Origin of the sequence: Streptomyces sp. NPDC001851, from assembly GCF_040297165.1 — a bacterium.
In the GTDB taxonomy this organism is placed as follows: domain Bacteria; phylum Actinomycetota; class Actinomycetes; order Streptomycetales; family Streptomycetaceae; genus Streptomyces.
In genome coordinates this window covers 192,892-207,436 of sequence record NZ_JBEOYR010000003.1, presented here as the reverse complement: position 1 = coordinate 207,436, position 14,545 = coordinate 192,892, and the positions used below count along the sequence as shown (strand labels likewise).

10 protein-coding genes are annotated in these 14,545 nt (G+C 71.4%); 4 read left to right on the top strand and 6 right to left on the bottom strand.

Annotated elements, in window-relative coordinates; all coding sequences use genetic code 11:
- Positions 1-38 precede the first annotated feature (38 nt).
- The gene (nsdA, locus tag ABT171_RS05955) at positions 39-1,517 is read right to left on the bottom strand and encodes a transcriptional repressor NsdA (protein WP_351240240.1); all 1,479 of its coding nucleotides are present in this window, start codon (positions 1,515-1,517) and stop codon (positions 39-41) included.
- A gap of 476 nt (positions 1,518-1,993) precedes the next feature.
- Here nsdA and ABT171_RS05950 point away from each other — a divergent pair, with 476 nt between their 5' ends.
- The gene (locus ABT171_RS05950; protein ID WP_351240238.1) at positions 1,994-2,656 is read left to right on the top strand and encodes a bifunctional DNA primase/polymerase; all 663 of its coding nucleotides are present in this window, start codon (positions 1,994-1,996) and stop codon (positions 2,654-2,656) included.
- Positions 2,657-2,766: 110 nt separating this feature from the next.
- Here the strand turns inward: ABT171_RS05950 and ftsY are convergent, their stop codons facing one another.
- On the bottom strand, positions 2,767-3,966 hold the full coding sequence (gene ftsY / locus ABT171_RS05945; RefSeq protein WP_351240236.1) for a signal recognition particle-docking protein FtsY: 1,200 nt from the start codon (positions 3,964-3,966) through the stop codon (positions 2,767-2,769).
- 169 nt (positions 3,967-4,135) lie between these two features.
- Between ftsY and ABT171_RS05940 the strand changes: the two genes are divergently transcribed.
- Positions 4,136-5,587: a cytosine permease gene (locus tag ABT171_RS05940; RefSeq protein ID WP_351240234.1), complete on the top strand. Its 1,452-nt coding sequence runs from the start codon at positions 4,136-4,138 to the stop codon at positions 5,585-5,587.
- 89 nt (positions 5,588-5,676) lie between these two features.
- Positions 5,677-6,648: an LLM class flavin-dependent oxidoreductase gene (locus tag ABT171_RS05935; protein WP_351240232.1), complete on the top strand. Its 972-nt coding sequence runs from the start codon at positions 5,677-5,679 to the stop codon at positions 6,646-6,648.
- A gap of 199 nt (positions 6,649-6,847) precedes the next feature.
- Here the strand turns inward: ABT171_RS05935 and ABT171_RS05930 are convergent, their stop codons facing one another.
- The 4 genes from ABT171_RS05930 to ABT171_RS05915 form a co-directional block, all read right to left on the bottom strand.
- The gene (locus ABT171_RS05930; RefSeq protein WP_351240230.1) at positions 6,848-8,266 is read right to left on the bottom strand and encodes a sugar porter family MFS transporter; all 1,419 of its coding nucleotides are present in this window, start codon (positions 8,264-8,266) and stop codon (positions 6,848-6,850) included.
- Positions 8,267-8,467: 201 nt separating this feature from the next.
- Positions 8,468-12,091 carry a chromosome segregation protein SMC gene (smc, locus tag ABT171_RS05925; protein ID WP_351240228.1) on the bottom strand — a complete coding sequence of 1,208 codons (3,624 nt, stop codon included), beginning with the start codon at positions 12,089-12,091 and terminating at the stop codon, positions 8,468-8,470.
- 243 nt (positions 12,092-12,334) lie between these two features.
- On the bottom strand, positions 12,335-12,538 hold the full coding sequence (locus tag ABT171_RS05920) for a hypothetical protein (protein ID WP_031167290.1): 204 nt from the start codon (positions 12,536-12,538) through the stop codon (positions 12,335-12,337).
- A gap of 382 nt (positions 12,539-12,920) precedes the next feature.
- Positions 12,921-13,202, bottom strand: coding sequence for an acylphosphatase (locus tag ABT171_RS05915; protein WP_351240226.1), 282 nt, complete (start codon positions 13,200-13,202; stop codon positions 12,921-12,923).
- A gap of 196 nt (positions 13,203-13,398) precedes the next feature.
- Between ABT171_RS05915 and ABT171_RS05910 the strand changes: the two genes are divergently transcribed.
- Entirely contained in the window at positions 13,399-14,535 is a 1,137-nt protein-coding gene (locus ABT171_RS05910) for a CAP domain-containing protein (RefSeq protein WP_351240506.1), read from the top strand.
- Positions 14,536-14,545 lie beyond the last annotated feature (10 nt).

The window sequence follows — 14,545 nt, the reverse complement described above, 5'->3', positions numbered from 1 at the left end:
GGGAGGACCGGCCGCGGCCGGGGCACGGTGCCGGAGGTTCAGACCGCTTCGGCGGTCTCCGGCAGGTCGACGGCGAGCTGGTCGGTGAGGTCGACGACGGCGGCGAGATCGCCGTAGTCCCGTACGGCCGTGTCGACCGTCTTTCGAATACGAGTGTTCACACGCTCGGAGCGGACCTTCTTGGCGATTTCCATGGCGCGGCAGGCATAGGCCGTGCTCTGTTCCGGCTCGCGCTGGAGCAGATGCACGGTGGCCATGCCGATCAGGTTGAGCGCGTACGACCGCTGGTGCTCGCTGTCCCTGGCGAACAGCTCCACCGCGCGCTGCATGAGCGGCTCGGCCAGGGAGGCGTAGGCGGGACTGCGTCCGGCGACGTAGGCGAGGTCGCGGAAGGAGTGGGAGTTCTCGCCGTACAGCTCCGCCTCGGAGAAGAAGCGGATCCAGTCGGGGTCCGGCTCGTCCCACTCGTCGGCCTCGGCGAAGGTGTCCTCGGCCATGCGGACCGCGCGCTTGGTCTTGCCGGGCTGGCCCATGTTGGCGTAGGCGCGGGCCTCCATCGCATACAGCATGGACTGGGTGCGCGGGCTGGCGCAGTCGCGGCTGCCGTACTGGGCGAGGTGGATCAGCTCCAGCGCGTCGTCGGGCCGGCCGAGGTGGATCATCTGGCGGCTCATGCTGGAGAGGATGTACGAGCCGAGCGGCTTGTCGCCGGCCTCCTTGGCCGCGTGCAGGGCGAGGACGAAGTACTTCTGCGCGGTGGGCTGGAGCCCGACGTCGTACGACATCCAGCCGGCCAGTTCGGCCAGCTCGGCGGCGACCTTGAAGAGCTTGCGGGTGGTGGCCTCCGGCTGGGGTTCCTGGAGCAGGTCGGTGACCTCGTGCAGCTGGCCGACGACCGCCTTGCGGCGCAGGCCGCCGCCGCACTGGGCGTCCCACTGGCGGAACATCCGCGTGGTGGACTCCAGCAGGTCCAGCTCGGGCCTGGAGAGCCGGCCGGGCCTGCGGGAGTCGAGGACCGGCTCGGGCTCGGCGAGGACCGGGGAGGCGGGGCTCGGGACGAGCCAGCGCTGCATGGGCTCGATGAGGGACGGGCCGGCGGACAGCGCCAGGGAGGTGCCGAGGAAGCCGCGCCGGGCCAGCATCAGGTCGCTGCGGGAGAACTCGCTGAGCAGGGCGACCGTCTGCGGGGCGGTCCAGGGCAGGTCGACTCCGGACGCGGAGGGTGACTGGCGGGCGGCGCGCAGGCCGAGGTCCTCGATGGAGACCACGCAGCCGAAGCGCTCGGAGAACAGCTCGGAGAGGATGCGCGGAATCGGCTCCCGCGGATTCTCCCCGTCCAGCCACCGGCGTACGCGCGAGGTGTCCGTGGAGATGTGGTTGGCGCCCATCTGGCGGGCCCGGCGGTTCACCTGGCGGGCCAGCTCGCCCTTGGACCAGCCGCTGCGCACGAACCACGAGCCGAGCAGCTCGTTGGGACGCTTGTCGGCGTTCGCCCCGCTACCGCCGTTGCCACTCACTGGAACGCCCCCATCCCTGTTGCGATCCTCGGTCGCCCCGGTGGGCGGACCGCCGCGCGCCAAGCCCTATCAGAATGCCGGTAAATACGGCTTCTCGTCCGGAGGTTCTCACCCTTCGAACGAGCTGACGACTCGCCTCCGGCATACCCATGGGTGCATATGCCCGCCGGACTCGCGCACTCACAGTAATCCTACGATCACCCGCTCAGCCACCGGGATCCCAGAAACGCCACCATTCGCCACCCCTTCGAATGAACTCACGGACAGTCGCACACGATTCACTTGACATAGGACGGCCGGAAGTGGGCGGAGTGAAGCACGAGGGGGCGCGCAGCCCTCCGGGTGCCACCCCGTTGCGCTTCAAGGCGCCGCCTTGGCTTGGCGTCGGGACGGGCAAGCGGAGCCGTAGCGTTACGTTCCGCTTCCGTCTCGTTCCGTGTCGTAACCACCGGCGCGCAGGACCCGTTGGAGGGGGCATGGGCTTCACGATCGGCGGCATTCGCGAGATCCGCTCCGGCACGCGCCGGCGCGGCCGTTCGTCGGAGTGCACCACCGTCGCCGAGTTCACCGGGCTGTGGGGCTGGGACGTGGTGCCGGGCGCGCGGGCCGCGGGCGGCGCCTGCTCGTGCGGGCACGCGGACTGCCCGGCGCCCGGCGCGCATCCGCTGGACTTCGCACCGCGGGTGCCGGCCGGGGCCACGCTGGACGAGGTGAGCAAGGCGTGGTCCGAGTTCCCGGGCGCCGCGGTGATGCTGCCGGTGGGTCGGGCGTTCGACACGATCGAGGTCTCCGAGGCCGTCGGCCGCCGCGCCCTGGTCCGCCTGGAGCGCATGGGCCTGCCCCTCGGGCCGGTGACCGCCACCCCGGACGGCCGCGCCCACTTCTTCGTCGCGCCCGGCGCCGCCGCCGAGCTCCCCCGGCTGCTCTACCGCATGGGCTGGGACGACCCTTCGGCCCTGGACCTGCGCGGCCTCGGCCCCGGCGCGTACCTCACCGCGCCGCCCTCCGACCGGGGCGGCCTGGGCCCCGTGCGCTGGCTGCGCCCACCCGCGCTGGACTCGGCGACACGGCCTCCGGCGGCTCGGCTGCTGCTGGGGACACTGGCGTACGTGGCACACCGGTCCCGCACACGGACGTAGCCACCCCCGGAAGAGCGAAACGCCCTCCGCGGCGCGGCCAGAAGAGCGAGGCGCCCGCCCCGGCTGTTCGGGGCGGGCGCTTCTCGTCGGGTACCGGCTTCGGTAACCGCTCAGTCACCGATCAGCGCGTCCACGAACGCCTCCGGCTCGAACGGCGCCAGATCGTCCGCGCCCTCGCCGAGTCCGACCAGCTTGACCGGCACGCCCAGCTCGCGCTGGACCGCGACGACGATGCCGCCCTTGGCCGTACCGTCCAGCTTCGTCAGCACGATGCCGGTGATGTCCACGACCTCGGCGAAGACGCGGGCCTGCACCAGGCCGTTCTGCCCCGTGGTGGCGTCCAGCACGAGCAGCACCTCGTCGAGCGGCGCGTGCTTCTCCACGACCCGCTTGACCTTGCCGAGCTCGTCCATGAGGCCGGTCTTGGTGTGCAGGCGGCCGGCGGTGTCGATGAGGACGACGTCGACCCCCATCTCCTTGCCCTCCTTGACCGCGTCGAAGGCGACGGAGGCGGGGTCGCCGGCCTCGGGCCCGCGCACGGTGTGGGCGCCGACCCGCTCGCCCCAGGTCTGCAGCTGGTCGGCGGCGGCGGCGCGGAAGGTGTCGGCGGCGCCGAGCACGACCGTGCGGCCGTCGGCGACGAGCACCCGGGCGAGCTTGCCGGTGGTGGTGGTCTTACCGGTGCCGTTGACGCCGACGACCATCACGATGCCGGGCTTGCGGTCCTCGGGCTCGGTCCTGACCGTACGGTCGACGTCGGTGCCGACCAGCTTGAGCAGCTCCTCGCGCAGCAGGCCGCGCAGCTCCTCGGGGGTGCGGGTGCCGAGTACCTTCACGCGCTCGCGCAGGCCCTCGACCAGCTCCTGGGTGGGCTGCACGCCGACGTCTGCGGTGAGCAGCGTGTCCTCGATCTCCTCCCAGGTCTCGTCGTCCAGGTGCTCGCGCGAGAGCAGCGTGAGCAGGCCCTTGCCGAGGGCGTTCTGGGAGCGGGACAGGCGGGCGCGCAGCCGGACCAGCCGGCCCGCGGTGGGCTCCGGGATCTCGATCCCGGGAGCCTCGACGGCAGGAGGCTCCTCTACGACGACCGGTGCCGGGCCGGGAAGATCCACCTCCTCGATCGTCCGGCGCGGTTCGTCGCGCGGCGTCTCGGCCTCGTCGCCGACATGCGGCTCGGCCGGGGGCGCGGTGATGTCGGGCGTCTTCGGGGGCGGCGGAGGCAGCGGCTTCCTGCGCCGGCTGCCCACGACCAGCCCGCCGAGCGCGACGAGCACGACCACGGCGATGACTACAGCAAGGATGACGGTTTCCATAACGCGTCCAGTATCCGCCATGGGGTACGTCCAGAAGCTGTTTGTGGCTTCCTCTGAGAGACAAACGCCACTTAAAGCGAGGAGTCGGAGCAAAGTACGATGGTGGCCACTCGGTTGACGCGCGTAGAGTCCCGATCGTCACTGTCCCCCCACGTCTGGCCCCTTTTTCATGAGCAAAACCGTCGAGACCGAAGGCGCTCTCGAAACCCGCGGCATCGAGCAGGTCCCGGATCACGAGCGGACCGCGAAGACCCGTGAGCTGTTCCCCACCTGGGTCGGCGCCAACATCAGCGTGCTGCTGCTGACCATGGGCGCGAGCCTCGTCGTGGCGTACCACCTGAACATCTGGCAGGCGCTCGTCGTCGCGGTGGCCGCGCCGGTCGTGTCGTACGGCCTGGTCGGGCTGATCGGCATCGCCGGCAAGCGGGGCGGTGCGCCCGGCATGGCGCTGTCGCGCGCGGTCTTCGGGCAGCGCGGCAATCTGCTGCCCGGCTCGCTGATCTGGGTCGCCCGCTGGGGCTGGGAGACGATCAACGCGGTGACCGGCGCCTACGCGATGCTCACCATCCTGGACATGCTGTTCGGTCTGAAGGCGAACAGTGTGCTCGACATGGTGATGCTGCTGGCGTTCGTCGTCTCGACCTTCGCGATCTCGGGGCTCGGCATCAACGCCGTGCAGAAGTGCAACAAGTACGCGACCTACCTGTTCGGCGTCTTCTCGGTGCTGGTCCTGGCCTATCTGGCCGTGAACACGGACTGGTCGAAGGTGCTGCACCAGGGCGGCGGCTCCACGGCCGCGGTGATCACCGGTGTCGGCATGATCGCGGCCGGCGGTGTCAGCTGGATCCCGTCCGCGCCCGACTTCACCCGCTACCTGCCGCGCACGGCGTCCTCGAAGGCGATCGTGGGTACGGCGGTCGGCGGCGCGGGAGTCGTCGTACTGCCAATGGTCCTCATGGGCGCGGTGATGGCGGTCTCCACGCCGGACCTGGCCTCGGCCACCGACCCGGTGTCCTTCCTCGGCGAGATCCTGCCGACGTGGATCGCGGTGCCGTACCTGTTCATCGCGCTGATCGGCATGCTGCTGATCAACTCGATGTCGATGTACTCGGCGGGCTTCACCGCGCAGACGCTGGGCTTCAAGGTGCCACGGCACTGGGCGGTCTCCGTGAACGCGGTGATCTCGCTGGTCTTCGGCGGGGTGCTGATGCTGGTGGCGACGAGCTTCATGGGCTCGTTCATCGCCTTCCTGTCGCTGCTGGCCGTCGCCTTCTCCGCCTGGGTCGGCGTCTTCGGCGCGGACATGCTGCGCCGCACCGAGTACGACGGCACGGCCATGGCCGACACGACCCGCACCAGCGCCTACTGGTACCAGGGCGGCTTCTCCCCCGCGGCCGTGGCCGCCTGGGCGATCGGCCTGGTCTCGGGCCTGATGTTCACGACCTCGGACTGGTTCACCGGCCCGCTCGCGAAGAACAACGTCATCGGCGAGTACGGCCTCGGCTGGGTCGCCACGATCGTGATCTCGGGCGCGCTGTACCTGGCCCTGCCGAAGCCGGCGGTGACGAAGCCGGCGGAGGTCGGCGAGCCGGCGGACGAGCCCGAGGCCGTCACCGTCTGACGGCTCTCGCACCGGCCGGACACATGGCCATCTGACACTGCGTCAGCTACCGTCCCCCTCCACCACACCGCACCGGAGGGGGACTTCCCATGCCCGTCACGGTCGTCCGTTTCAATCTCGTCGCTCCCGGCGCCGCCCCCGCCGCCCTGTCCGCCCGCTACCGGGCCGCCCTGGAGATGGCCGCGTACGCGGACGCGCACGGGATCAGCACCGTGCAGACCGAGGAGCACCACGGCGCCGCCGACAACTGGCTGCCGTCGCCGTTCGCCTTCGCCGGCGCGGTGTTCGGGGCGACCCGGACCATCGCGGTGACGGTGTCGGCGGTCATCGGCCCGCTGTACGAGCCGCTGCGGCTGGCCGAGGAGATCGCCGTACTGGACCTGCTGAGCGGCGGGCGGCTGGTGACGGTGGCCGGGATCGGCTACCGGCCCGAGGAGTACGCCCTGTTCGACGTCGACTGGACGCGCCGGGGCCGGCTCCAGGACGAGCTGCTGGAGACGCTGCTGAAGGCGTGGTCCGGCGAGGCGTTCGCGTACCGGGGCCGCACGGTACGGCTCACCCCGCGCCCGTTCACCGAACCGCACCCCCTGCTCCTGGTCGGCGGCTCCTCGAAGGCCGCCGCCCGCCGGGCCGCCCGGCTGGGCCTGCCGTTCTTCCCCAGCGCGTATCTGCCGGAGCTGGAGGCGTACTACAAGGAGAGGCTCACCGAGTACGGCACCGAGGGCTGGGTCATGATGCCGGCCGCCGAGACTCCCCTGCTGCACATCGCCGAGGACCCGGACCGGGCGTGGGCGCACTACGGCGAGCACTTCCTGCACGAGGCCCGGACGTACGCCTCCTGGCAGTCGGGCCGGATCCGCTCGGCGGTGAGGTCGGCGGCCACGACGGTCGAGGAGCTGCGGGCGGAGGGCGTGTACCGCATCCTCACGCCGGAGCAGTGCGTGACGCTGGGCGCCGGCAGCCTGGTCCTGCATCCGCTGGCGGGCGGGATGCCGGTGGAGGAGGGCTGGCGCAGCCTGCGGTTGTTCTCGGAGCGGGTGCTGCCGGGGGTGGGCGGCTGAGGTGCCGGGCCCTGGCCCTCGTACTGGATGTACGTGGGCCCGGGCCTGGTGCGGAACGCATCCGCCGATCGCCCTTGCCGACGCAGGCCGCCGCCCCCGGACCGGGCAGTGGCCGGTGCGGGGGCGGCGGGGGGTGCGAGGAGAGGGGCAGCGGGGTCTTGGGCCCCACTCCTCGGTATCGGGGGGCTGTCCGTCCGGGTCAGCCCATCTCCTCCAGCGACTTGCCCTTCGTCTCCTTGACGAACTTCAGGACGAACGGGATGGAGAGCGCGGCGCAGACCGTGTAGATCACGTAGGTGCCGGAGAGGTTCCAGTCGGCCAGCGACGGGAAGCTCGCGGTGATGGCCCAGTTGGCGATCCACTGCGCGGAGGCGGCCACGCCCAGGGCGGCGGCGCGGATCTTGTTCGGGAACATCTCGCCGAGGAAGACCCAGACCACCACGCCCCAGGACAGGGCGAAGAAGAGGACGAAGATGTGCGCGGCGATCAGGGCGGTCCAGCCCTGGGTGGTCGGGAGCTTGCCGTCGACCAGGTGGTAGCTGAACGCCCAGGCCTCCAGCGCCAGACCGACGACCATGCCGACCGAGCCGATCAGGGCGAGCGGCTTGCGGCCGACGCGGTCCACGAAGATCATCGCGATCACGGTGCCGATGATGTTGATGATCGACGTCGTGAAGGAGTAGAAGAACGAGTCCGTCGGGTCGACACCGACCGACTGCCACAGCGTCGAGGAGTAGTAGAACGCGACGTTGATGCCGACGAACTGCTGGAAGACCGACAGGCCGATGCCGATCCAGACGATCGGCTTGAAGAAGAAGCCGCCGCCGAGCAGGTCCTTGAAGGTGGACTTGTGCTCGCTCTGCATGGCGTGCTCGATCTCGGCGACGCGGGCGTCCAGGTCGGCGCCCTTGCCCTCGACCTCGGCGAGGATCTCCTTGGCGCGCTCACGCTTGCCGACGGAGAGCAGGAAGCGCGGGGACTCGGGGATCGCGAAGGAGAGCATGCCGTAGAGGACGGCCGGGACGACCATCACGCCGAGCATGACCTGCCAGGCCTCCAGGCCCATCAGGTGACCGCGCTGGTTGCCGCCGGCGGCGTTCAGCAGGCCCCAGTTGACCAGCTGCGAGACGGCGATGCCGACGACGATCGCGGCCTGCTGGAAGGAGCCGAGCCGGCCGCGGTAGGCGGGCGGGGCGACCTCGGCGATGTAGGCCGGGCCGATGACGGAGGCCATGCCGATGGCGAAGCCGCCGACGATGCGCCAGAGGGCGAGGTCCCACAGCGCGAAGGGCAGCGCGGAGCCGACGGCGCTGATGGTGAAGAGGACGGCGGCGATCTGCATACAGCGGATACGGCCGATGCGGTCGGCTATGCGGCCCGCGGTGGCGGCGCCGACGGCGCAGCCGATCAGGGCGACCGCGATGACCTGGGCGAGGGCCGCGGAGCCGATGTCGTACTTGCCGCGGATGGCCTCGACCGCGCCGTTGATCACGGAGCTGTCGTAGCCGAAGAGGAAACCGCCCATGGCGGCGGCCGCCGCGATGAAGATGACGTGCCCGAGATGTTCGGGATGAGCCGTCCTGACTCCTGACTGAGGTGCCTGCGCTGTGCTGGTCACGTGAATCTCCTCGGGCCGCGGCAACGCTGCCGGGGTGGGAACGAGCCCTTACAGGTGAGACCTGAAGGTAAAAGCAACGTTGCAGAGACTATGCCTTCAAGTTTCGAAGTCAATACTTCAACGGCTGTGAGTTTTTAGATATGACCCACTGCTCCGTGTTTACTTCTTGAACACGGAGTCAGATGATCTTGAATAGCCGCGCTACCGAAGGCGCTGGGAGATGACCTTCGAGACGCCGTCGCCCTGCATGGACACGCCGTAGAGCGCGTCGGCGACCTCCATCGTGCGCTTCTGGTGCGTGATCACGATCAGCTGCGAGGCATCCTGCAGCTCCTGCATGATCCGGATCAGCCGCTGGAGGTTGGTGTCGTCCAGCGCCGCCTCGACCTCGTCCATGACGTAGAAGGGGCTGGGTCGTGCCTTGAAGATCGACACCAGCAGGGCCACCGCCGTCAGCGAGCGCTCCCCGCCCGACAGCAGGGAGAGCCGCTTGACCTTCTTGCCCGGCGGGCGCGCCTCGACGTCCACGCCCGTGGTGAGCATGTTGTCGGGGTCGGTGAGCACGAGCCGTCCCTCACCGCCGGGGAAGAGCCGGCTGAAGACGCCCTCGAACTCGCGGGCCGTGTCCCGGTAGGCCTCGGTGAAGACCTGCTCGACGCGTTCGTCGACCTCCTTCACCACCTGCAGCAGGTCGGCGCGGGTCTTCTTCAGGTCCTCCAGCTGCTCGCTGAGGAACTTGTGCCGCTCCTCCAGCGCCGCGAACTCCTCCAGCGCCAGCGGGTTGACCTTGCCCAGCTGCTGGTACGCCCGCTCGGCGGCCCTGAGCCGCTTCTCCTGCTCGGCGCGCACGAAGGGGCGCGGCTGGTTGCGCGGGTCCGCCGGGTCCTCGGGCAGGTGCTCGCCGTCGGCGGGGGGCGAGGGCGGCACGGGCTGGTGCGGACCGTACTCCGCCACCAGTCCCGCCGGCTCGACACCCAGCTCCTCCAGCGCCTTGTTCTCCAGCTGCTCGATCCGCAGCCGCTTCTCGGCGCCGAGTACCTCGCCGCGGTGCACTGAATCGGTCAACTTGTCGAGCTCCGACTTGAGTTCGCGTCCGGCGGTGCGCGCGGCGGTCAGCTCCTGCTCGCGCTGCGCCTTGGCGGCCTCGGCGGCGGTGCGTTCCCGTTCGGCGCGGGCGAGGGACACCTCGATGTGCGCGAGGAGCTGCCGGGCGCCGGAGGCGACGGCCCCGGCGACCGCGGCCTCGTGCCGCAGACGGGCCCGGCGCTGCTCGGCACGCGCGCGTGCCTCGCGCTCCGCGCGGGCCGCCCGGTCCAGCGAGTCCGCCCGTCCGGCGAGCCCCTTGACCCGTTCCTCGTGGGTACGGACCTGGAGGCGGGCCTCCATCTCGGTCTGGCGGGCGTTGGCGCCGTCGGCGGCGAGCCGGTCCCGGACGGAGGTGTCCGGCTCCTCCTCGGCCGGCATCTCCTCCGCGACGGCCAGCCGCTCGGCCAGCTCCTCGGCCTCCTGTACGGCCTTGTCCAGAGCCTCCTGGGCGCGGGCGGCGGCGGCAGCGGAGCGTTCCGCCTCTCCGGCGGCACCACGCGCCTGACCGGCCAGCCGGCCCAGCTGCTGGGCCACGGCCGACTTCTCCCGGTCGGCGGCGCGGCGACGCTCTCCGAGTTCCTCCACGAGGGCGGCGGCGTGCGCGCGGCGCTCGGCCGCCGTGTGCTGTGCCCCGGCGAGTTGCTCGCAGCGGACCGCCAGCTCGGCGAGCTCGGCCGCGGCCTCGTCCACGGAGGCCTGGACCTCCAGCAGGCTGGGGGCGCCGGCCGAACCGCCGTGGGCGAAGTGGGCGCCGAGGAGGTCGCCTTCGGCGGTGACGGCGGTGAGTTCCGGGTGGGCGTAGACGAGGTCCTCGGCTTCTTCGAGGGTGCCGACGACCACGATTCCCCGCAGGAGGCGGCGGACGGCGGGGAGGAGCTCGGCGGGGCCGCGGACGAAACGCTCCGCGGGGAGGGCGGCCACGGGGAGTTCGGCGTCTGCGGGTGCGTCGTGGCTGGTCGCGCCCGCGCGGCGGCAGCCGCATGTCAGACAGGGCCCCGCGTCCCTCGGGGGCGCCTCGGCTTCCCCTGCCAGCAGCAGTGCCGCCCGGCCCCCGTCCTGCTTGCGCAGGAGCCGGATCGCCTCTGCCGCCGATGCGGGGGTGGTCACGGCGATCGCGTCCGCCGCCGCGCCGAAAGCCGCCGCCAGCGGGACCTCGTAACCCGGCGTGACCGTCAGCAGTTCCGCCGCCGGGCCGAGGATGCCCGTGAGGCGGTCCCGGGCGCCGAGCAGTATCCCGGTGCCGTCCTTGCGGCGCAGGCCCAGGGCCAGGGCCTCGTGCCGGGCCTGGGTCGCGGCGCGGGCGCGTTCCGCCGCGGTGGACGCCTCCCGGGCCGCGCTCAGGGCGGACTCGGCCTCGGTCAGCTGCCGCTTGGCCGCGTCGTGCTGCTCGGCCAGGTCCGCGTCGTCCGCGTCCAGGCCGTCGACCTCCGCCTTGAGCGCCTCGTACTCCTCCTGGGCCCGGACGGCACGTTCCCGCGCCTCGTCGCGGGCGGTGGCCAGGCGGTCGATCTCGGCCTGGGCCGAGGCCGCGCGGGAGCGGGCCGCGTTGACCTGGCCGGTCAGGCGGGCCAGGCCCTCGCGGCGGTCGGCGATGGCGCGGGCGACGTCCTTCAGGCGCCGTTCCTCGGCGGCGAGCTCCCGCTCCAGCTCGGCGCGGTGCGCGACGGTGTCGTCGAGGGCGCGCTGGGCCGCCTCCAGGGCCGCCTCCAGCTCGGCCTCCTGCTCGCGGATGCGGGCGGCCTCGCGCTCCAGGTCCTCGGGGTCGCGGCCGCGCCGCTCCTCGGGGGGCGCGGAGGTGGCGCTCTTCACCCGGGCGTCGGCCAGCGAGACGGTGCCCCGAACGCGTTCGGCCAGCTGGGAGAGCTCGTACCAGGTCTGCTGGGCGCGCTGCAGGCGCGGTGTGAGCTGCCGTACCTCGTCCTCCAGCAGTCCCTCGCGGTGCAGGGCCTTCTTCAGCTCCTGCTCGGCCGACTCCTTGCGCTCCTTCAGGGCCGCCTCGTCGGCGATCTCGGCCTTGAGGGCTTCGCGCAGGCGTACGAGGTCGTCGGCGAGCAGGCGCAGGCGGGCGTCGCGCAGGTCCGCCTGGATGACCGCGGCCCGGCGGGCCACCGCCGCCTGGCGGCCGAGCGGCTTGAGCTGGCGGCGCAGTTCGTCCGTCAGGTCCTGTACGCGCGCGAGGTTGGCCTGCATCGCGTCCAGCTTGCGCAGCGCCTTCTCCTTGCGCTTGCGGTGCTTCAGGACGCCCGCGGCCTCTTCGATGAAGGCGCGGCGGCCCATCGGGTCCGCGTGCAGGACGGAGTCGAGCTGGCCCTGGCCGACGATGACGTGCATCTCCCGGCCGATGCCGGAGTCGGAGAGGAGCTCCTGGATGTCGAGGAGGCGGCAGGTGTCGCCGTTGATCTGGTACTCGCTGCCACCGTTGCGGAACATGATCCGCGTGATGGTGACCTCGGCGTACTCGATGGGCAGCGCGCCGTCGGAGTTGTCGATGGTCAGGGAGACCTCGGCGCGGCCCAGCGGCGGACGGCCGGTGGTGCCGGCGAAGATGACGTCCTCCATCTTGCCGCCGCGCAGCGACTTGGCACCCTGCTCGCCCATGACCCAGCTGAGCGCGTCCACGACGTTGGACTTGCCCGAGCCGTTCGGTCCGACGACGCACGTGATGCCGGGTTCGAACCGGAGCGTGGTCGCCGAGGCGAACGACTTGAACCCGCGGAGGGTCAGGGCCTTGAGGTGCACGCCGCCGGACTCTACCGGGCGCCGCTATCTCACTCCATGAACCCTCGCAACCGCGCGGTTTCGCCCATGAACATGCAGGGCACACCGTACGTTAAAGAGGGTGAAAGGATGCGCGGGGCAAGAAGAAGGGACGCCGAAGCGTCCCTTGCCATTCTGGCGGCCGGGTTCCGGTCGCCCAATCAACTGAGCGGTTGATACGGCAGCCCGATCGCTGCGACTGCTGTTGTGGAGCTGATGCAGTGATCAGGTGAGCGCAGGCTCCGCCTGGTGTGCGTCGATGCTCTCCATGATCCTGTCCTGAGAGGCGGCAGCCGACAGCGCTTCGTTCTCCGCCTGGATCCGTACGAGCTCGGACTCCAGGTCCTGCACGCGCTGCTGCAGCCGTCGCATCTCGGCGAGGAGTCGAGGGTCGGAGCCGCCGACGTAACCGAGAAGCGCCTTTGCCATGATGGATGGTCCTCCACACTGAGTGACCGACCGATGCGGTGTGGGTCGTGAGGGATTCGCACCCGCGGTGCTTGGCACATCCGGGTGTTGCTCTGGTGTTGCTCCATGCCAAACAGCTAAGGTGCGCGGGGCTTTCAGCGTCTCACCAAAAAGTTTGACGGTCAACACGATCACGCCCTGTATTGGGGCCAAACCGGGGCGTGCGGCCGGGAAAGCGGCGGCGCTGCGACTCATCCGGGGCCCTCAGGGCGTGACGATCAGGAGTACCAGCCGGAGCCTGCCATGTCGGGCCGTTCTTGGCAACCACCAGGTCGTTTCCGCTCCGCGCGGGCGCTCCCGGGAGCTCGCCGCGCGCCCGTCCGCACGCCCTCGCGGCACCGGCTCAGCGGATGGCGAAGCCGTCGTAGCCGCCGCGGGGTGTGTCCCAGATCTCGGTGACTCCGTCGACCCTCCCGGGCGTGTCGTCCCCCTGAAGCCAGTCCAGCAGCCCCTCGCAGCCCTCGCGGGCCCCCTCCGCGACCACCTGGACGCGGCCGTCGGCCAGATTGAGAGCAAAACCACTCAGGCCGCCGATCTCCAGCGCCTTGGCACGCGTGAACCAGCGGAAACCCACACCTTGGACCTGTCCGCGCACCCAGGCGACCAGTCGTACATCCTCGCTCATGCGTGCAACCTAACCGGCCGATGTCGGTCGGGACACATCGCGCCCCGACGGCATGGGGTACCGTCCGGACCCAATGCATCTCATATGAAACTCACTCGATCGAGTGAGCCGGGTTGGCCAGAGGGAGTCACTCGCCAGCGAGTCACTCGCCGCACAGGCGCCGGTCGACCGCGAGGACGAGGAAGAGGGCAAGGACATGGGACGCCACCGACGCATCGGCGCCGGCCGCGCCGCCACGGGCCGCGCCACGGGGGTCATACGTACGGAGCGCTCCGGCGCCGGAAGCGGCGGCCCGCGGAACTCGTACGCGGAGGCACCCAGGGGCATCGCGCCGTATCTGAACCCGGAGGCCTACGCCGACGCGACCGCCAAGGCCCACGCCTATCTGTTCGCGGCGGACGACGAGGGGCCGGCAGCGGGCGGGGGCTTCACGCCGGGCGGCGAACCCCCGGGCGACCGCCGGCGCCGGAAGAAGGCCGGGAAGCCGGTGCGCACGGGCCTGCTCGGGGTGTCCGCCGCCGTCGCCCTCGGCACGGCCGCGGTGGCCACGGGCGTGGTGCCGGGGCTGCAGAACTACAAGCTCGGCGGCGCCACGGACACCACCGGCGGTGAGCGGGTGCAGGCGGTGGGCACACCGAGCAACACGGCCGCCGAGCAGGGCGGCACCTCGGGCAGCGCCGACCGCCACGGGGGCGGCGTCGGCCGTGGCACGGTTCGTCCGGAGTCCCCGAGCCCGTCCGTCTCCGCTTCGGCGTCGCGGTCGGTCTCCCCCACGCCCGCCCCGTCGAAGACGGCGTCCGAGCGGCCGACGCCGGTGCCGACGCCGTCGAAGCCGAAGGGCACGGGCAGCCCGTCGCGTACGGCGTCCAGGACACCCGAGTCACCCACGGCGCCCAAGGCGCCCCAGACACCCGAGGCACCCGCGGCGAGTTCCGCACCGGTGGCGGTGTCGGCGCGGGCCGCGGCCGAGGCGGAGGTGCTCAGGCTGGTCAACCAGGAGCGGGCGAAGGTCGGGTGCAGCCCGCTGGCGGCGAACTCCGCGCTGACCGGCCTGGCCGAGTCGTTCAGCGACGACATGGCGGCACGGGACTTCTTCGACCACACCGACCCGAACGGCAAGTCGCCGTGGGACCGGGCCGCGGCCGCGGGTGTCACCGACCTCGGCGGCGAGAACATCGCCCGCGGCCAGGCCGACGCGGCGGCCGTGATGACGGCCTGGATGAACAGCCCCGGCCACCGCGCCAACATCCTGAACTGCGACTTCAAGACCCTGGGCGTCGGCGTCCACTTCGGCCCGGGCGGGCCTTGGTGGACGCAGGACTTCGGTTACTGAGCCGCCCGCG

Excerpts from the sequence above, each read along its gene's own strand:
- ABT171_RS05935 (WP_351240232.1), top strand. The coding sequence starts at position 5,677 with ATGCCCGTCACGGTCGTCCGTTTCAATCTCGTCGCTCCCGGCGCCGCC.
- ABT171_RS05910 (WP_351240506.1), top strand. The coding sequence starts at position 13,399 with ATGGGACGCCACCGACGCATCGGCGCCGGCCGCGCCGCCACGGGCCGC.
- ABT171_RS05940 (WP_351240234.1), top strand. The coding sequence starts at position 4,136 with ATGAGCAAAACCGTCGAGACCGAAGGCGCTCTCGAAACCCGCGGCATC.
- ABT171_RS05950 (WP_351240238.1), top strand. The coding sequence starts at position 1,994 with ATGGGCTTCACGATCGGCGGCATTCGCGAGATCCGCTCCGGCACGCGC.
- ftsY (WP_351240236.1), bottom strand. The coding sequence starts at position 3,966 with ATGGAAACCGTCATCCTTGCTGTAGTCATCGCCGTGGTCGTGCTCGTC.
- ABT171_RS05920 (WP_031167290.1), bottom strand. The coding sequence starts at position 12,538 with ATGGCAAAGGCGCTTCTCGGTTACGTCGGCGGCTCCGACCCTCGACTC.
- ABT171_RS05915 (WP_351240226.1), bottom strand. The coding sequence starts at position 13,202 with ATGAGCGAGGATGTACGACTGGTCGCCTGGGTGCGCGGACAGGTCCAA.